The organism is Pseudocolwellia agarivorans, assembly GCF_002000085.1.
GTDB classification, from domain to species: domain Bacteria; phylum Pseudomonadota; class Gammaproteobacteria; order Enterobacterales; family Alteromonadaceae; genus Pseudocolwellia; species Pseudocolwellia agarivorans.
Window position 1 is genome coordinate 113,698 of the sequence record NZ_MUZU01000007.1, and the last position, 19,161, is coordinate 132,858.

At 36.5% G+C, this 19,161-nt stretch carries 13 protein-coding genes; 8 read left to right on the forward strand and 5 right to left on the reverse strand.

Annotated elements, in window-relative coordinates:
• Positions 1-224 precede the first annotated feature (224 nt).
• A complete protein-coding gene (locus B0X80_RS12325) occupies positions 225-2,798 on the reverse strand; it encodes a glycoside hydrolase family 3 protein (protein ID WP_077340682.1) in 2,574 nt (857 codons plus the stop codon).
• Positions 2,799-3,074: 276 nt separating this feature from the next.
• Here B0X80_RS12325 and B0X80_RS12330 point away from each other — a divergent pair, with 276 nt between their 5' ends.
• The 3 genes from B0X80_RS12330 (at position 3,075) to B0X80_RS12340 (ending at position 7,163) form a co-directional block, all read left to right on the forward strand.
• Positions 3,075-4,403, forward strand: coding sequence for a GH1 family beta-glucosidase (locus B0X80_RS12330; RefSeq protein ID WP_077340684.1), 1,329 nt, complete (start codon positions 3,075-3,077; stop codon positions 4,401-4,403).
• 98 nt (positions 4,404-4,501) lie between these two features.
• Positions 4,502-6,028 (forward strand): MFS transporter, encoded by a 1,527-nt coding sequence (locus B0X80_RS12335; RefSeq protein ID WP_077340686.1) that lies wholly within the window; start codon positions 4,502-4,504, stop codon positions 6,026-6,028.
• A 133-nt stretch (positions 6,029-6,161) separates the two neighbouring features.
• Positions 6,162-7,163 carry a LacI family DNA-binding transcriptional regulator gene (locus B0X80_RS12340; protein WP_077340688.1) on the forward strand — a complete coding sequence of 334 codons (1,002 nt, stop codon included), beginning with the start codon at positions 6,162-6,164 and terminating at the stop codon, positions 7,161-7,163.
• Positions 7,164-7,205: 42 nt separating this feature from the next.
• Here B0X80_RS12340 and B0X80_RS12345 read toward each other — a convergent pair whose 3' ends face one another.
• From B0X80_RS12345 to B0X80_RS12355, 3 genes are all read right to left on the reverse strand, one after another.
• Positions 7,206-8,474, reverse strand: a complete 1,269-nt coding sequence (locus B0X80_RS12345; protein ID WP_077340690.1) for a glycerate kinase type-2 family protein — start codon at positions 8,472-8,474, stop codon at positions 7,206-7,208.
• A gap of 53 nt (positions 8,475-8,527) precedes the next feature.
• On the reverse strand, positions 8,528-10,108 hold the full coding sequence (locus tag B0X80_RS12350) for a sodium:solute symporter family protein (RefSeq protein ID WP_077340692.1): 1,581 nt from the start codon (positions 10,106-10,108) through the stop codon (positions 8,528-8,530).
• 142 nt (positions 10,109-10,250) lie between these two features.
• Positions 10,251-12,746 carry a TonB-dependent receptor domain-containing protein gene (locus B0X80_RS12355; RefSeq protein WP_077340694.1) on the reverse strand — a complete coding sequence of 832 codons (2,496 nt, stop codon included), beginning with the start codon at positions 12,744-12,746 and terminating at the stop codon, positions 10,251-10,253.
• A gap of 290 nt (positions 12,747-13,036) precedes the next feature.
• Here B0X80_RS12355 and B0X80_RS12360 point away from each other — a divergent pair, with 290 nt between their 5' ends.
• The 4 genes from B0X80_RS12360 (at position 13,037) to B0X80_RS12375 (ending at position 17,839) form a co-directional block, all read left to right on the forward strand.
• Positions 13,037-14,305 (forward strand): MGH1-like glycoside hydrolase domain-containing protein, encoded by a 1,269-nt coding sequence (locus B0X80_RS12360; protein WP_077340696.1) that lies wholly within the window; start codon positions 13,037-13,039, stop codon positions 14,303-14,305.
• A 21-nt stretch (positions 14,306-14,326) separates the two neighbouring features.
• On the forward strand, positions 14,327-15,319 hold the full coding sequence (locus tag B0X80_RS12365; protein ID WP_077340698.1) for a carbohydrate kinase family protein: 993 nt from the start codon (positions 14,327-14,329) through the stop codon (positions 15,317-15,319).
• Positions 15,320-15,334: 15 nt separating this feature from the next.
• A complete protein-coding gene (locus tag B0X80_RS12370; RefSeq protein WP_077340700.1) occupies positions 15,335-16,510 on the forward strand; it encodes an AGE family epimerase/isomerase in 1,176 nt (391 codons plus the stop codon).
• 171 nt (positions 16,511-16,681) lie between these two features.
• The gene (locus tag B0X80_RS12375) at positions 16,682-17,839 is read left to right on the forward strand and encodes an ROK family transcriptional regulator (protein WP_077340702.1); all 1,158 of its coding nucleotides are present in this window, start codon (positions 16,682-16,684) and stop codon (positions 17,837-17,839) included.
• A 21-nt stretch (positions 17,840-17,860) separates the two neighbouring features.
• Here B0X80_RS12375 and B0X80_RS12380 read toward each other — a convergent pair whose 3' ends face one another.
• The gene (locus B0X80_RS12380) at positions 17,861-18,691 is read right to left on the reverse strand and encodes a helix-turn-helix transcriptional regulator (protein ID WP_077340705.1); all 831 of its coding nucleotides are present in this window, start codon (positions 18,689-18,691) and stop codon (positions 17,861-17,863) included.
• A gap of 162 nt (positions 18,692-18,853) precedes the next feature.
• On the opposite strand from B0X80_RS12380, the gene B0X80_RS12385 reads away from it, so the two are divergent.
• Entirely contained in the window at positions 18,854-19,141 is a 288-nt protein-coding gene (locus B0X80_RS12385) for a SemiSWEET transporter (RefSeq protein WP_076419335.1), read from the forward strand.
• Positions 19,142-19,161: the final 20 nt, after the last annotated feature.

Consider the following 19,161-nt stretch of genomic DNA (forward strand, 5'->3'; position numbering starts at 1 on the left):
CTGATTATTTTTACAGCAATTTATTAGCCTTTTATACAAGGCCGAGCATATGTTTCGTCGTTATTCTACTTTACTAGGCGATAACGTAATAGAAATAGTGAATAACGGCTGTCCTAAGGATCCCTTTAAATGCTTCTTGCTCGTTGTTGCAAGGAGTTTACATAGAATAACTATGCTCACTCCTTGCGCCGCGATCAACAGCCTCTAGTAAATCCAATAAAAAATTAATGACAGCCTATTGTTAACTTATCATCATTGACTGGTTCAATTCTTATATTAGCTAACCCTAACGACACTTTACCTTGAGGCATAAGCTTAAACGGTACAACTAAATCGCCCATTTTCATACCAGCTTTGCTAAAGCAAGTTAAATCAATTGAGACGGTTTCCCATGTGTCGGGCGTTAGTTCATTTAATGTATCTTTAATATCCAAAGATGCGCCGCAGCTGTCTTCGCCTTCACATTCCATAGACAAAGTTAATGCTTGCGTAATTTTTCCTGTGGTTTTTACCATAAATTTAAGTGCCGAGCCTTGGGCTAAATCAGGTCGAAAGTCTTCCCTAAAACTACTTTTACTTGCAATCATAATACCTGACTGTTGCTTTCCGTCTAATTCAATTTGCATAGCATCTTCTTGAACAATACGATCGATTGTTCGGTATTTTAATCCCTGCAACGTATGTGAATTGGCATTCACTTCAATTTGCTTATTACCAGACAATAACCACAACAACCAAGGCTTGTGCATCGCTCCAGTGTATATTTCACGAACAATAGTTTCTGAAGTATTCCACTTAAACGTTTCATTCAAATCGTCAGCTAACACATTTTTCTCGCCATAGCTCAAACCAAAGCCATAAGGTAGTAACGGATCATAAATAGCATCATGTCTGTTTATAGCTGTTTGATTAGGTAGTTTAGGCCAAGAAAATGAAAGCTTTCCGGTAAAGTCATACTGAATATTATCATCAGCTGACTTTAATATAACATCAGCAACGCCTTGCCCTTCAGAACCCGGCAACCAAACAGCTACAAACGCGTCTGAGGCGTTTATTTCTGAATTTACCCACATTGGTCTACCACTAATAAATAATGCAACAACGGGTATTCCCTTTGATTGAAATGACTTCAGTAATGCTAAGTCTTTTTTCTCTCCTAACTGAAACTCTACGTTTGCTCTATCACCATGGCCTTCTGCATAAGGATCTTCTCCAAAAACAACAATCGCAACATCGGGTTTTTGTGAATATTGCCCATCAATACTTAATGTAGTTGCGCCACCCGCTGCTTTTACTTGCTCTGATATTCCTTGGTAAATAGAAGTTCCGCCCGGAAACTCAGCATTGGTATTTTGTGTACCTTGCCAAGTTACCGTCCAGCCACCTGATTGTTTTGTTATATTATTAGCACCATCTCCCGCCACTAAAATATGTTGCTTAGGAGAAAGGGGTAAAATATTATTTTTGTTTTTCAATAAAACCAGTGACTGACGCACAGCATCTCTTGCTACCGCACGATGCTCTTTCGCACCTATTAACTCTGTTTTTCCAGACAATGCTCTATTAGCTGGGCTAGGTTTATCGAATAATCCTGCTCTTAGCTTAACGCGTAAAATACGACTAACTGCATCATCAATACGAGAAGCTAAAATTTCACCTGCTTTAACTTGAGCAATCGTATTTTCAAGCAAAGGCTTCCATGCAGAAGTAGGTACCATAAAGATATCTAACCCTGCATTTACAGCTTGAGCACAACTTTCATTTGAGCAACCTTTAACTTGTCCGTGGCCATTCCAGTCACCAACAACAAAGCCGTCGAAGCCCATTTTTTCTTTTAGTACATCATTCAATAAATACTTGCTGCCGTGATTTTTTTTACCATGCCAGCTATTAAAAGAAGCCATTACAGACTGAGAGCCCGCAGCTAATCCGCCGATATACCCTTGCGCGTGAAGTTTAAAAAGCTCTTCTTCTGAATCAATGTTATCACCTTGATCATCTCCGCCAACGGTTCCTCCATCACCTAAAAAGTGCTTAACGGTACTAATAACCCGAGTATCACCTAAAAAATCTTTATCTGCGTGACCTTGTAAACCTTTTACAATAGACGCTGCATAAATTTTAACTATGTCAGGATCTTCAGAATAGCCTTCGTAAGTTCTTCCCCAACGATCATCACGTACCACGGCAACTGTTGGTGCGAACACCCAATCAATACCCGTTACCATAACCTCTTTAGCTGTGATTGCTGCAATATTCTCAATTAAATCAGGGTTATTAGCGGCACCTAAACCAATATTATGAGGAAACAAAGTAGCGCCAATAACATTGTTATGGCCATGAACTGCATCAGTTCCCCACATAGTTGGAATATTAATACCGTCTAAACTGTCATCAACTGACGCTTGATACATATCCTCAGCAAGCTTTATCCAATCACTTGGTGTTGAATGTTTGTTACCGTTTGGAAAAGAGCCGCCACCATTTAAATATGAACCAAAGCCATATTTACGCATATCTTCTACGGTAATATCTCTAATTTCAGGTTGTATCATTTGAGCAACTTTTTGCTCTAACGTCATACTATCAACTAAAGCTTTTACCTTACGCTCTAATTGAGGATCCGTTTTTACTTCATAGGCTAATTTTGGCCAAAGTGTATTGTTATTATGGTCATTCGAAGCTTTAACCTGCTGTAAAGATTGATCCACTGTTTTATTTTGTTCAATGCTGTTACACCCCTGAATAAAGAGTGACAAGGTAAGACTTAACACTAATGTAGAATTATATTTTTTCATAAAGAAACCTAGAATATTTAGAAAATAGTTATTAGTCGTTATAACTAAAAGAAAAATATAGATTTATCCCTAACTCCAATAAAGAGTAAATCATTTGTAGTTAGTAAATTAAATAAAACTTATTGACCTTTTAGGTATAAAACACTAACCTAAATGTAAGCGCTTTCATAGTTATATTTTAAATAATAGCAATTTGATAAACCGTTAAAACATTGAATAACTAAAATTCAATAAAAATAACAGAACTAAATTCTTCTACTATTTCTTGGACGTAAAATGAGAAAACTATCTTTACCCGAAAATTCTAAAATGTTGACACCTTCTTTCACCTTTGGTGTAGCAACAGCTTCATTTCAAATAGAAGGAGGTATCGATTCAAGATTACCCTGTATTTGGGACACATTCTGTGCAACCCCAAATAAAGTAGCTGACGGCTCTGATGGAACAACGGCCTGTGATCACTTTAATTTATGGGAAGAAGATTTAGATTTGATTGATTCTTTAGGCGTAGATGCATACCGATTTTCAATTTCTTGGCCCAGAGTTATACATAAAAATGGGGAATTAAATCAAGAAGGTGTAAATTATTACCTGAATATTCTAGAACGCTTAGAGCAAAAAAATATCAAAGCCTTTGTAACGCTATACCATTGGGATTTACCGCAACACCTTGAAGATAATGGCGGTTGGCTAAACCGTGAAACAGCTTTCGAATTTGCTGAATACGCAGACAAAATAACACAGGCGATTGGTCATAAAGTTCACTCTTTTGCGACCCTAAACGAACCCTTTTGTAGTGCCTATTTAGGGTATGAAATTGGTGTACATGCCCCAGGTAAAATAGGTCAAGGGAACGGAAGAAAAGCCGCACATCATTTATTATTAGGCCATGGTTTAGCTATGGAAAAACTCAACAAAAACTGTCCAGATGCTCTCAACGGCATTGTACTTAACTTTACGCCTTGCTACCCCGCTAGTGAAAAAGAAGAAGATATTAAAGTAACGAAATTTGCTGATGATTACTTTAACCAATGGTACGCAAAGCCAATATTTGATGGGGCTTATCCGGAAATATTACACAACTTACCTGAAGAAAATCGTCCAGATATATTAGCCGGAGACATGGAGATAATTTCTCATCCAATTGATTTCTTAGGTATTAACTTTTATACGCGTGCTATATACAAGGCTGACGACACTGAACATTTTATTCAATTAGCTCCTCCATCACCTAGAACTGATATTGGTTGGGAAATATATCCACAAGCACTCAACAAGCTACTTACGTCACTTAACGAAACCTATAAACTGCCACCTGTTTACATCACCGAAAACGGTGCAGCTATGGCAGATATAATAGAAAACGGCCAAGTAGATGATTTTGATAGGGTTAACTATTACCAACAACATTTAACCGTAGTAGACCAAGCAATTAAAGACGGTATTACCATTGACGGTTATTTTGCTTGGAGTTTAATGGACAATTTTGAATGGGCAGAAGGTTACTTAAAACGCTTTGGTATTGTGCATGTTGACTATGAAACACAAAAAAGAACCATTAAAGCCAGCGGACATGCCTTTAAAAATTTGATATCTAATAGATAGTTAAAAAGTTAAATTATTATCCGTTATTATCAATAATCAGATGCGATGAAGTTAAGCTTCATCGTTTACCATAAACTAACAACAATAAGATAATCAATATGACCAAACTGCCATTCTATGAAAAAGTCGGTTACGCCATGGGTGATGCTGCAGCTAATTTAGTATGGCGCGGAGCATTAGCCTATCTAGCCGTATTTTATACTGACACGTTTGGACTTACTGCTGCTGCTGCAGCCATGCTATTTTTAGTGGTTAGATTATCTGACGGTGTTACGGATATTGTAATGGGTATGATCGCCGACAGAACAAATACTCGCTGGGGTAAATTTAGACCATGGATTTTATGGTCTACTCCCGTACTTGGCTTATTTATGGTGTTATGTTTTACCACTCCTAACTTTAGCGATAATGGCAAATTAGTTTATGCCTACTTTACTTATATAGGTTTAACCTTAGCTTACACATTAAACAACGTACCCTACTCTGCCTTAATGGGCGTAATGACAGATAGCGATATAGAAAGAACAAGTTTATCAGGCTTTAGATTTGCAGGGGCATTTTTAGGAGGCCTTTTAGTGATGGGATTTCTGCCTGAACTAGTCGCTTACTTTGGTAATGGCAACGATGCTCAAGGCTATCAATATACTATGTACGTATTTGCATCGTTACTTATTGCTTTGATGGTGATTACATTTGCTACCACCAAAGAGCGCGTTGAAGCTCCCATTGATCCAAACTCTAATTTAAAAACAGAGCTTTGGGATTTAACCAAAAACCTACCTTTTATCATTTTACCTTTATTATCAATGACTTTGTTTTTTTATTACCGCGAAATATACAGCGGTATATTTTTTGTCGTAGTAATGACAGCTATGGCTCTTGTCATCAAAAAACTCATTAATAATACGCCTGAAAACATGACAGGAACCCAACGTGACATGGTTGATTTGTTAACCAATAAACCTTGGTTAATTCTTCTTGGTATGGGTTTTTTAACCATGATGTTTAACGGCATAAAATATGGAGTTATCGCCTACTACTTTAAATATCATGTAGGTGATGAACTTATGGCTGGTCAATACTTTGTCGCTTTACTTGTTGTTTCTATTTTAGGAGCATTAGCTACAGAACATTTATCAAAGTGGCTAGGTAAAAAGAAAGTATTTATTATTTCACTTATACTGAGTGGCCTTTTAACTGGCGCCTTTTATTGGATACCCCAAGGTAATATTACCGCTATTTTTGTTTTAGGTTGTTCAGCTGAATTTTTTGCAGCCATGATGCCAACATTATTTTTTACTATGCTAGGTGATTCAGCCGATTATTCAGAATGGAAAAACAAAAGAAGAGCCACAGGATTAATTTATTCCGCGGGCACTTTCGTACAAAAAACGGGTGGCGGTTTTGCCGGTGCACTGGTACTCGTTGTACTAGCAAGTTACGGCTATAACGGTATGGATGTATCAACAATTGATCAGTCTTTACCAGGCATGCAATTATTAATGAGTTGGATCCCCGCCAGTTTTGCTTTTATTGCAGCAGGCCTTATGGTTTTATATCCATTAACAAGCCAGCAAAATGCCTTAATTGGCTCTGAACTCATGCGACGTAGAGTAGAAAATTAAAGAGATAAACTTTAACCTTCGGATCTATTTAAGAAAAACCATGGTAAAATACGAAAGATAAAATTAATTTATAGTTTTTTAAGTCAAACAGCTTACCTCCTAACAAGAGGACTAATAATAACAATGGAAAAACATGGCAACTATTTACCAAGTTTCTGAACTTGCAGGTGTATCTTTAGCAACGGTATCTCGCGTTTTAAATAAAAACACTCGTGTTAGTGATAAAACACGAGAAAAAGTTGAAAATGCCATGAATGAATTAGGCTATCGGCCTAACTCTATCGCTCAATCTCTTGCATCAAATCGCTCAAACAGTGTTGGTATTCTTGTAGCCGAACTTCATGGTCCTATTTTTGGTCATATGATGGCAGGTATAGAGTCAGAATTAAGAGCAGCGGGTAAACACGTTATTATTACTACAGGTCACAGTGAAGAAGAAAAAGAAAAAGACGGTATCGAGTTTCTATTAAGTAGAAATTGCGACGCACTTATTTTACATGTTGAAGCCGTTTCAGATGAGTTTTTAATAGAATTAAGTAAAGGTACTGTACCAATCTATTTAATGAGTCGCTATGTAAGCGAACTTAAAGATCATTGTATTAGTATAGACAATTGTTTAGGTGGTTACTTAGCAACCCAAGCCGTTTTAGCGCAAGGCCACACTGATATTGCGTACATTACAGGTCACCAATATAAAGCTGACTCGGTTAATCGTCTTATTGGTCATAAAAAAGCATTGGCTGAAAAAAATATAGCTTTTGATGAAAACTTATTTTTTGTGGGAGACTATAAAGAAACAGGTGGAAGCGCAGGACTAAAACACTTTATTGATAATAAGCGTTCATTTTCAGCTTTAGTTTGTGCCAACGATGAAATGGCATCAGGTGCGATGAAGTATGCACGAGAGCATGGTTATGAACTTCCTAAAGACTTGTCAATAATGGGGTTTGATAATGTTATTTTTGCAAACTACTTATACCCTAAGTTAACCACCATAGATAACCCAGTAAGTGATATGGGGAAAATGGCGGCTAAATTAGTCCTTAAAACCGTGTATAACCAGAAAAATATTGAGATTCAAAATATCTTTGAACCTAAAGTTATCATGAGAAAATCGGTTATTGAGCATAAATAATACCCAATAACATAAAAAATACACAAATAAATTCAGCTCAACCTAATTAACAGGCTCAATCATAATAACCCTAAAGTCGTTCACATTCGTATGTGTGGGCCCTGTAATAATTAAATCCCCTAGTGGTTCAAAAAAGTTAAAGCTATTATTTTTCTTTAAATAAGACTCAAGTAATAACCCCTTATCTTGTGCTCGTTTTATCGTGGTTTCATCAATAAAAGCGCCAGCAACATCTTGATTTCCGTCAACCCCATCAGTATCACACGCTAAAGCTGATATACCTTTAGCACCTTGTAACTCTTTAGCCAACGCAAGCATGTACTGTTGATTAGGTCCGCCATGTCCGGCTTCTTTATCTAAAGTAACAGTAAGCTCTCCGCCAGAAAAAAGTAATGTGGGTTCATTCAACATTTGCGTTTTTAAAGCGATTTTTGCATGTTCTGCGGCCACTTTATTGGCATCGCCTATTTCATCATAATTAAGAACTTTAATTTTCCATTTTGCTAAGTCAACACTCGCAATAGCCTTATCAATTGACTGTCGAGCATTTGCCATAATAGTAAAGTTTTTAATAGGCTCTGGAAATATTGATTGGGCAGAGATACCTTCTTTAACTTGTTCAGCAAGCAACGCCTTTTCGACTGAAGCAATGGGTTGCCAATGATATTTAGTTAATACATTAAGCGCTTGTTCACCCGTTGTATTATCTTTAATCGTTGGGCCAGAAGCTATAGTTGCAGGATCATCTCCAACCACATCAGAAATAATTAAGGTATAAAACTCACCTTTAACAGCCTCTGCTAATTTCCCGCCTTTTATTTGAGACAGTTGTTTTCTTACACAATTAATTTCGTCAATAGAAGCACCAGAAGCAAGTAAAAATTTATTGATCTGCATTTTCTCTGCAAAGCTAACGCCCTCAATAGGTAACGAAAGTAAAGCAGAGCCGCCACCTGAAATTAAAAACACAACGGGAACATCTTTCGGTACGCTATGAGCTAAAGCTAAAATTTCTTTACCTGCTTCAATACTTCCTTCATCAGGAATAGGATGACCTGCCGTTAATATTTTAATACGGCCAATACTTAAGTTATTGGTATAGCCATGACGAGTCACTACCGTTCCATAACATTTTTCTCCAAAGAACTGATGCATAGTATTTGCCATATCAACAGCGGCTTTCCCCGCTCCTATTACGCATAAACCGTTACTGGCATCAATATTTTCAAGATGTTTTGGCATACATACCGACGGGAGACTTTCGTTTACAGCAATTTCAAATAAGTTTTGTAAAAATTTTTTAGTTTTCATTGTTTTACACACATAAAATAAAAACAGAGAGTCGTTCAGCTCCCTATTAAAAATTAACTTAATAACGACGGAATTGATAAACAAATAGCAATCATTACGAAGAAATAAGCCACTAAAATAGCAATATCTTTTCTTGATAAAATAGCCGGTGTATCAGACAAAGACGTTAAAGAAGGGTTATACGGCATACGTTCTGTTTTACTAAAAAGTAATATTCCATAAGCGACAACACAGGTTACAAGTAATCCAACCAAATTCCACCAAAACCAAAACAGTTCAGGTACGCATAACCAGAGATAAATATTAAATGCGACACCAGCAAGCAAGCCAATATTAATCTGTAAAGCACATAAGCGCTTATCAAAAACAGCTAATAAGAAAATAGCTAAGATAGGCCCATAAAAAACAGAACCCACTTTGTTAATAGCTTCAATAACCGTGGCAGCTATATCACCAGCATACAAAGAAAGCGTTAAGGTAACTACGCCCCAAAGAATCGATGTATACTTTGCATATTTCATGTAAGTTTCATCATCAGGCTTTTTGTCTGTAATACGGCAATAATCTTCTACAGTAACTGCTGATAATGAATTAATAGTTGAGCTTAACGATGACATTGCCGCTGCTAAAATAGCAACAATTAAAATCCCTATTATGCCGTGAGGTAGATAATTAATAATAAAAACAGGCATCATCATGTCGCTTTTACCTTCCGGTATAAGCTCTGCAAAGCTAGCATCAGATAAAGCTAAGGTGCCTATAATTAAGCCTGAAAAACAATAAAGTAGAGTTACAGGAAAACGTAAGAAACCATTCGCCATCATCATTTTTTTAAGTTGGTTAGGATCTTTTGCCGAAAGTGCTCGCTGTGTTTGAGTTTGGTCACAGCCATAATAAGATGCATACAAAACAATACCGCCAAACACCATAGGTAAAAAACCAAAACCATCACCTTCCACACCGTAAGAAGAGAAGTTAATGGCTTGTAGACGAGACTGATCCACGTTTTGTAAAAAACTATCAATCCCCCCTAAGTGAGTTAAGCCAAAATAAATACAAGCAATAGTTCCCAGCACAATAATAATCATTTGAATAGCGTCACCATAAACAACGGCTTTCATTCCCCCTTGTAAAGAATAAAGTAAGGTAATAACACCTACTAATATAATTGATTGCCAAAGAGTTATTCCCATAGTGGCAATAAGAATAAGTGACACTGCGTAAATCATAATACCGGTAGAAAATGCACGACTAAATTGAAAAACAAAACTAATAACTAATCGAGAAGAACGCCCAAAGCGTTGCTCTAGGTAATCGTAAATACTAACAACCCCAGAACGATAAAGCACAGGCAATACGGTAGACAATACCAAAATCATTGCTAGCGGTACCGCTAATTCATACGAAAGCCACTGCATTCCGCCTCCCTCTCTCATACCAACAAAAGCGGGAGCTGAAACAAAGCTAATGGCGGAAAGCTGTGTAGCCATTACAGATAACGTTAAAGGCTTCCAGCCTAGCGTTCTACCACCTAAGAAATAATCAGATTTAGTTGATTGTCCCCTAAGCTTAAATCCCATAAAAATCAGTAAAACTAGGTAAATAGCAATAATGCCATAATCAAAAGTATTCATGGAGTTGCAACCTTAGCCAAAAGTAAATTAAGTAAAAAATAACAATAAGTTATATATTTACATTATGCATATGCACATCAAATAGCGTTAAGAAAGGCAATACATTTATATATTGCCTTCTGCTTGCATGACTTAAGATTGATTAAAAGTCATATCTTGCGGTAATGCTAACTCTACGAGGTAAAATAGGTCTACCTACAAAGAAAGTTGCATCAGATACTTGACTATTCCCTTGACGAGGAGAACCTTCTGTTACACCGTCACTATCAAATAAGTTAAATACACCTACACCTAAACGAATTTGTTGATCATTTGCTAGCTCCCATGTATACCCTGCATCTAATCTCACAATACTATGGCTATCTAATTCAACGGTATTACTGTTATTAGCAAAAGCAGCTCCAAAGTAACTTACGGCAATACGCGCATCAACTACTCCATTGTTATAAGTTAAACCTAAGTTACCTGTAAAATCAGGTTGTCTACTAGGTTCTTTATCAAGAATACTCGCATCTCCTTCAGAGAAACTAGCGTCTTGATAAGTGATATTACCGTCGAGTAAAAGTTCATCAGAAATATTCCAGCGACCAATAATTTCAGCCCCTACTGTTTCGGTAGATAAAATACTGAGTTGTTCATCAATACCACCGCTACCATTATTAACAAAATCTACATTGCGTCGATTATCTAAATTAGCCATAAAGATTGATGCATCAATATATAAGTTATCAGGGAAGTACTTAATACCTAAAGCCGCTAGCGTGATATCTTCACCTTCGTAGCTTTGCGGTTCGCCATTTTCGTTAAACTTAATACTACGTATTTGTGGAAAGAAGTAACCTTTTGAAGCATTACCATACAAATTAACAGTATCATTCAATTTATATAAAGCAGCTGCAGAAAATGCAGCTTCCGTTGTCCCTACTTCTCCATATAAAAAGCGACCATTACCTGTAGTATTAACTTGTAAATTGGGCGCTAAACTAACATCGTCATTCACTATAACGCTTGTACTGCCTTCTGATTTTTGAGTACCTTCAGCACGTTCAAGTCTCATACCTATATCAAATGCCCAATTATCATTTTCCATTTGATCTGTAATATATATTGCTGCACGTTTAGAGCTTAAACGCTTATTGGTATAGCTAGTACCTGGCCCTGTAACGCCATTTTTAGCATACTGAACCGTATTACCTAAGTTATCAGTAAACGATAAATCCACTAAACGAGCACTTTTTCCATCACTAAAGTCAGCTAAATAACTAGAAATAATGTTGTAATCCATTTGTTCCGCATGAATAAAAAACGTACCTATGTTTACAGTATGATCAAAGCCGCCGCCTTCTAACGTACCGGTAATATTAAATTCCGTACTAAAAAAGTTACCATCGCGTTGACGATCTAATAATCGGTTACCAAATAAAGAATAATCGCTTGGAACAGCTTTACCTGTTTCAGCCCATGTATAACTTGGCGTACCATATAAATCAGTTAAAGAAACTTTATCGTCTACGTCATTATCAGTAAAATCAAAGCCATGGTCAGGATTTGTAGCATAACCAGTGAGTGATTCTGGCGAATTAGTCACACCATCACCGTCTAAAAATAAATTAAACGTATGCTCATAATCAGCAACTTTTGCTTTAGCGTTTAAGGTCCAGGTATCGTTTAAATCTTTTTGGAATTCAATACCAATAGAGCCACCTTCAGTAGAAACACCATCTCTAATAGTTGATTCATATTTACCATCAGCTGTTGGGTATGATAATTCTGCAGCACTAACAGTCTGCCCTACATAAACAGTAGAGCCATTGTTACCGGTTAATCTTTCTCGGCTTTCTCCATCTAGAGGTAATGGTAAGAAAAACTGTACTTTATCGTTTATCATTTGACCGGAAATTTTGAAAAAACCATCATTAAATTCTTTTAAAATGTTGCCGCGTAATTGATAACCTTTAGTAGGTAAACCAGAATCTAATGGCCCTTCATCATAACGATAAAAGCCTGACATAGCGTAATATAGATTGTCTTTACTTGATAAAGCTCCGCTAGTAAAAAAGTCTGTTCTTAAACGGCCATCTTCAGCAACTTCTAATTGCACAGTGCTTTCTGGGTCGTCTGAGCCGGTTTTAGAGATGTAATTAATAATACCTGCAACTGAGCCGGGGCCAAATAAGTTGGAAACACCACCTCCTACAAATTCAACACGCTCAATACCTATATCTGGGCGATAATAAACATCTTGTGCTGTAGATGTAAGACCTGATTGAAATGCAGGCATACCATCATAATTTAATGGAGTAAATTGAAATTGTCCGCCAGAAGGTAAACCACGAACAAAAGCGTTCGTAGCAACTTCACCACCACCGCCTTCAACTTTTATTCCTGGAACACTCATTAAAATATCAGCTTGGCTAGTAAAGCCTTTTTTAGCAATATCTTCGTTAGTAAACCACGTTGTTTTTGCTGGAGTATCCGCTTCTGTACGTTGAACGCTTGAACCAGTAATAAGAATAACTTCGGTATTTTCTACTTTTTTATTTCCGGCTTCTTTTACTTTTTCTTCAGCAGCCCATGTAGATGTAGACGATGTAGCTAGAGCAACCATTATGACTTTAGATAATAGATTTAATTTCATTTTTATTTCCCCGTTATAACATGTTGATATTTAAATTTTTTAAACTTCATGTTTAGTCATTTATAAAAAGCATAATTATTGTTAACTCAATTAAATATAGTGCATATAAAAATAAGTATTACTTCAAATTTAGCTAACTGACTTTTGCTTGTTTATTAATTACTCACTACAGTAAAACATATAGTTTTTCTCATTTCAACCCAAAATAGGTTTTATTTGTCTTGATATTCAATCCCATTTGATGATTTAATACCCATAACGAGTTATTTGTATTTAAAGAGAGTATAAAAATGACAGATAAAAAAGTATTAATAGAGAAAGCAAAAGAGATTTTGAAGCGTAATAATGTAGATGGATACACCGTACCTACACATGACTTATATCCTTTTCAATGGAATTGGGATGCCGCTATTACCGCACTAGGCTGGATGAAATTTGATGAAAGTCGTGCTTGGCTTGAAATTGAAATGCTACTAAAAGGTCAATGGGATAATGGTATGGTGCCACATATCGTTTTCCATAAACCTGTAGATACCTATTTCCCAGGCCCTGATGTTTGGGGGGTTAAAAATGACATTCCAACAACGGCAATATCACAACCTCCAGTACTTGTTAGTATTGTTAAAATAATGGTTGAGCAAGCAACAGATAAAGCCTTAGCTGAAAGTAAACTAACAGAAATATTACCTAAACTTATCGCTTATCATCAATGGTGGTATAACGACCGAGATCCTGAAAACACAGGCCTTGTTGTGAGTTATCATCCATGGGAGTCAGGCATGGATAACAGCCCAGCCTGGGATGAAAGCTTAGCAGCTGTACCACCTGTTACTTATAAATATAAGCGTAAAGATCTTGATCATGTTGATTCTGAGGAACGCCCTCATGCCGAACAGTATGACCGTTACATTTACCTTGTTGATTTTTTCAAAAACTCGAACTTTGATAGTGAAGCTATTTATAAAAACTGCCCATATAAAGTCAACGATTTAGGTATTATTACGATACTCCATAAAGCAACTAAAGATCTCATTTTTCTTTGCAAACACGCAAACACAAATAAACAAGAAGTCACTTGGTTTAATGAGCAATTAACATTAACAGAAAAAGGGATTAATACCCTTTGGAGTGAAGAACATAAAAGCTTCTTAAATAAAGATGTGATCACTCAAAAGTTATCTCCTATATTAACCACTGGCACCATGCTCGTTATTTATGCCGAACTTGCTTCAGCAGAACAAATAAATGTATTAAAACCTTTATTAAATGATTGGTTAAATGAAACAAAGTACTGCATGTCTTCAACCTATGCTAAATGCGAAGCGTTTGAACCACAAAGATATTGGCGCGGACCAGTATGGCTACATATTAATTGGATGATCGCATTAGGCGCAGACAGTTATGGTTTAATCGAAGAAAGCGCACAATTAAAAACAGAATCAGAAGAGCTATTAACAAAGTTTGGTTACTTTGAATATTTCAATAGCGAAACTGGTGTCGGCTGTGGTGGTGACGATTTTTCATGGACTGCGGCCATCGCATTACATTGGTTTTTATAAAGTATAAAGAGAGATAGACTAATGAAATCAGTCATTTGTTTTGGTGAAGCTCTTATCGATTTTTTAAATATTAGTCGATTTGAAGAAAAGCCTTTGTGGCTAAATGAGTTTCGACAATATCCCGGAGGCGCGCCAGCAAATGTTGCGGTAGCCATAGCACGGTTAGGTGGAAAGTCTTTATTTGCAGGGCAAGTAGGTAAAGACACTTTCGGTGATTTTTTAGAGCAAGCACTTACTTGTTATCAAGTAGACACTCGATTAATGTCTCGTCATCCCACCGCAAAAACGGCTCTTGCTTTTGTGACACTCGATGAAGAAGGCGATAGAAGTTTTACTTTTTTCAGAGAAGCTACGGCTGACTTATTGTTTAAACCTTCTCAAGTAGATGAAAACTGGTTTACTCACTCTTCTATCTTTCATTTTTGTAGTAATACGTTAACCAATGAATATATTACCGAAACCACACAATTTGCTGTAACTATGGCTAAAAGTAAAGGGTTAACGATTAGCTTCGATGTTAATTTACGCCATAACTTATGGGTAAATGAATCGATAAATATTGAACGTGTTAATGCCTTGGCTGAACAGGCTCATGTATTAAAATATTCAAAAGACGAGTTAGATTTTCTCGCCCAAGGTGATCAACAAACTTATATTGATTCTTTAATGGCTCAAGGTGTATTGCTTATACTCATTACCGACGGCCCCGACACTATTCATTATTATAGTGGTATGCACAGCGGAACAGTAAATCCACCACGTGTAAACGCTGTAGATACAACCGCAGGTGGTGATGCTTTTATTGGAGGCTTTTTATTTGGCTTAAACAAGATTAGTCAAACAAGCCCAGCCAAACAACATCTAACTTCATTAAACTCAATCATTCCTTTAATCAACTTTGCAGCAGCTTGTGGTGCGCATGCCGTTACTAAACCCGGCGCATTCCCAGCACTCCCAATATTTGATGATGTATCTTCAAGTTGGCAATTAAACTCATTCGATAATAAATCGTAAATAAAAAGGCCGAATATGAATTTTTATAGCTCTGAATTTTTAACACAACATAGCCAATCTATTCTTGATTTTTATGATAATAGCGTTGTTGATCAAACCGGTGGTTATTATCAGAATTTTTACGATAATGGCGACGTGTTTAATGGGCGTTTTCGTCAATTAGTCAGTAGTACCCGTATTATTGTTAACTATGCGATGGCAGGAATAGCTCTTAATAAACCTGAATACTTTACAATTGCAAAGCATGGCCTTGATTACCTAGAACAAGTCCATTGGCAAGAAAAAAGCCAAACCTATGCGTGGACTTTAGAAAATCATCAGCCTCTTGATATGACACAACAAGCCTATGGTTACGCATTTGTTTTATTAGCCTATGCCGCTGCTAAAAAAGCCAATATTATAACAACCGATGAGCCATTATTAAAAACTTATCAGTTATTAGAACAACGCTTTTGGCAGCCTGAATTTGGTTTATACGCCGATGAAATTAACATACATGGCGAACTTAATAACTATCGTGGTCAAAATGCCAATATGCATTTATGTGAAGCTATGATTGCCGCTTATGAAGCAACCCATAATAAATTATTTTTAGATAGAGCTTTTCTAATTGCAGAAAATATAGCTCAACGTCAAGCAAGTTATACCAATGGTTTGATTTGGGAGCATTATAAAACCGACTTTTCTCCTGATTGGGAATACAACAAAAACGATCCTAAAAACTTATATCGTCCTTGGGGATTTCAGCCAGGTCACCAAACCGAATGGACAAAGCTATTATTAATGCTTAACCGTCACAAACCGACTGCTTGGTTAGTTGACAAAGCAAAAGTATTATTCGATAAAGCTATGGATGTTGCATGGGATGAAACTCACGGCGGACTCATTTACGGTTTTGATCCTGAAGGAGATTGGTGCGACGACGACAAATACTTTTGGGTACAATCAGAAAGCTTTGCCGCTGCCGCCATGTTACATAAAGCAACAGGTGAAGAAGTCTATTTAACTCATTACAATAAACTGTGGCAATATAGCTGGGATCACATGATCGACCATACCTATGGCGCATGGTTTAGAGTGTTAACTCGTGATAATAAAAAAATGTCTAATGAAAAAAGTAGCGCTGGAGCAAAATGCGACTATCACTCTTTAGGCGCTTGTTTAGAAGTGTTAAGAACAATAACCCCCTAACCTCAAAAGCACCAGCCATCTCAATAGGCATATTGACCTAAAACACGTCTATTGAGATAAATCAGATAGCAATACTTGATTAGTTAAAACAAACCATCAAAGGTTTTAACTTATTCTAAAAAAGATGTTTTAATAACAGCCTATGACATAACACAAATTATGGTTACTTGAATGCTAGCTTACAATAATAAAGACTTGCTTAGATCAAGCTTTACCCTAGGTAAAGGAGATAAGCTTTTTCAACATAACGAACGCGCAGTATTGAAGCACGTTTTTTGGAATGAAAACGTCACCCAAAGCCAAATAGCTGAAGTGACTAAAATCCCCCAACAAACTATGTCTCGTATGGTTAAATCACTCATTGATCTTGGCGCATTAAATCAAACCGACACTATCAGCTCTTCATCTCGCGGTAAACCAGGTACGAACTTAGAACCTAATCCTAATTACGCATATACCTTTGGTCTTTCTATTTTATTAAATGCTATTGCCATTACCGTAATGAACTTTAAAGGTGAAGTGGTAGGCACACAATTAATAGAAATGGAAGATATGAGCATAAAACACGTTTTAAAAAATGTAAGTCTGCTAATTGATGAACTATCACTACAGTATAAAATACCGTATGAACGCATATTAGGCATAGGTGTAGGAATATCAGGCTTTTTCAGCTCTATGGATGGAAAGATGAACACCCATCATGCCCTAGAAGAGTGGGCACAAATTAACATAGCCAAAATAGTCGCCGATACTTTTAATTTACCGACATGGGTAGTAAACGATGGTACTGGTGCTGCAGCAGGAGAAGGAATTGTAGGTAAAGGAAAAGAGTATAAAAACTTTGTGTATTTATTTATTTCTTCTGCTTTTGGTGGTGGATTAATTAACAACCTCGATATATTAAAAGGTACATACGGCAATGCTGGAGAGCTAGGCGATATGCTACCACCTAAACTATATAGCCACCCCAACTTAGAGCTATTTCGTCGTATTTTACTTAAAAATGGAGTTGAGATACCGTCTATTTATAGCTTAAACGAAACGTACGATCCTCAATGGCCAGGTGTAGATGAATGGATATATAAAGTGCAAGACTCCTTTGATCTTGTTGCGACTTGTAGTTCAGCCTTGTTAGATACCCAAGCAATTATTATTGGTGGGCATATTCCTAAAAAACTCGCAGAAAAAATCATTCCCCGCATTGATGTTTACGCTCAATTTCGTCGCGGAGAAAAAAGACCACAACCTAAAATTGTATGTGCTGATGTTGTTACTAACCCTGTAGCAGTAGGTGCTGCAACACTCCCATTACGTGATTGGTGTTTTTAAGTTCAGTAACCCAAACTAGGACTAAATAAGCTCAGTTTTTCGAAAAGCTCCTGGGGGTGAACCTATAGATTTTTTAAAGCGTTTTGAAAAATTAAATACGTCTTTGTAACCTACTTGTTCTGCTATTTGTTCAATAGACCACGTGGTATTTTTTAATAAATATTTTGCTCGCTCCATACGTAAAAATATCAAATGCTGAATAGGACTTCTCGTAAAATGCTTTTGAAATAGACGATATAAATGCGGTGATGAGTAATGAATAATTTTACTCATGTCTTCTACAGTCCAATTGAAATGCAATTTTTTTTCAATATCGCGTATCAGTTGAGCAAGTTTTTGATGTTCTGAGGCAACTAAAGATTCAGCACCTAAGGTTTCATCTAAATAATATTCAAGCTGCTTCACTGAAGACTGTCGTAACCTACTCGAACGCTCATAATAGATAAAACTTAATATATGAAAAATTTGCCTACCACTTTCACACAATGCCACCGAAGGACGGTTTTCACATAACGTTCGCCAATGTAGGCAATCATTTAAATCAAACCATACCATCGAAAAGTTTTCAGACTGTAATTCTATTAAAAAAGGCTTATGAGCCGGAAGCGTGACTAAATGGCCTTTATCTATGGTTTGTCGGCCTTTTTCAGTATGTAGCTCTAACGAACCATCAACAACATAAAATATGGTATGGCACATAGGATCAGCCCTGCCCACACAATATTTACCAGATAAAAAAGAAACGCCACACAACTTTATTTCGAGCTTTTCTAACTCAGGTACTTTATTACATTCAACAAAGCGTTCGTTACACTCAGGACCAATTTCTAATACATCTAGCCACTCTGTCATATATGCTCCTTTTTCACACAATGATAGTTTTGGACAAATATAAGATAGATTAACCCATAAAACAATATTCTATTACACATTAGAATAACATCATAAATTAGTTAACTTACTAGCAAGTTTTTTACATTGTAATATATACATATTTTATTTGAGGGGTCACGTATGACTAATATCGAAATTTTAGGATTTACATCAGCATTTTTAACAACATTTTCTTTTCTTCCTCAAGCAATACAAGTGATAAAAACACGTGATACAGCATCATTATCTTTAGCTATGTATAGTATTTTTACGGTGGGTGTTGGTTTTTGGTTAGTATATGGAATAATTAAAGAAGACAGCGCTATGATAGTTGCTAACATGATCACGTTTATTTTATCTTCAATCATATTATCAATAAAAGTATATAACGATTTATTGGTTAAACGTCACACTGCACACGCTCGTTAAAAAATGAGCTATTCCCCAAT

Coding starts and splice junctions, on each gene's coding strand:
- B0X80_RS12325 (WP_077340682.1), bottom strand. CDS start 2,798: ATGAAAAAATATAATTCTACATTAGTGTTAAGTCTTACCTTGTCACTC.
- B0X80_RS12330 (WP_077340684.1), top strand. CDS start 3,075: ATGAGAAAACTATCTTTACCCGAAAATTCTAAAATGTTGACACCTTCT.
- B0X80_RS12335 (WP_077340686.1), top strand. CDS start 4,502: ATGACCAAACTGCCATTCTATGAAAAAGTCGGTTACGCCATGGGTGAT.
- B0X80_RS12340 (WP_077340688.1), top strand. CDS start 6,162: ATGGCAACTATTTACCAAGTTTCTGAACTTGCAGGTGTATCTTTAGCA.
- B0X80_RS12345 (WP_077340690.1), bottom strand. CDS start 8,474: ATGAAAACTAAAAAATTTTTACAAAACTTATTTGAAATTGCTGTAAAC.
- B0X80_RS12350 (WP_077340692.1), bottom strand. CDS start 10,108: ATGAATACTTTTGATTATGGCATTATTGCTATTTACCTAGTTTTACTG.
- B0X80_RS12355 (WP_077340694.1), bottom strand. CDS start 12,746: ATGAAATTAAATCTATTATCTAAAGTCATAATGGTTGCTCTAGCTACA.
- B0X80_RS12360 (WP_077340696.1), top strand. CDS start 13,037: ATGACAGATAAAAAAGTATTAATAGAGAAAGCAAAAGAGATTTTGAAG.
- B0X80_RS12365 (WP_077340698.1), top strand. CDS start 14,327: ATGAAATCAGTCATTTGTTTTGGTGAAGCTCTTATCGATTTTTTAAAT.
- B0X80_RS12370 (WP_077340700.1), top strand. CDS start 15,335: ATGAATTTTTATAGCTCTGAATTTTTAACACAACATAGCCAATCTATT.
- B0X80_RS12375 (WP_077340702.1), top strand. CDS start 16,682: ATGCTAGCTTACAATAATAAAGACTTGCTTAGATCAAGCTTTACCCTA.
- B0X80_RS12380 (WP_077340705.1), bottom strand. CDS start 18,691: ATGACAGAGTGGCTAGATGTATTAGAAATTGGTCCTGAGTGTAACGAA.
- B0X80_RS12385 (WP_076419335.1), top strand. CDS start 18,854: ATGACTAATATCGAAATTTTAGGATTTACATCAGCATTTTTAACAACA.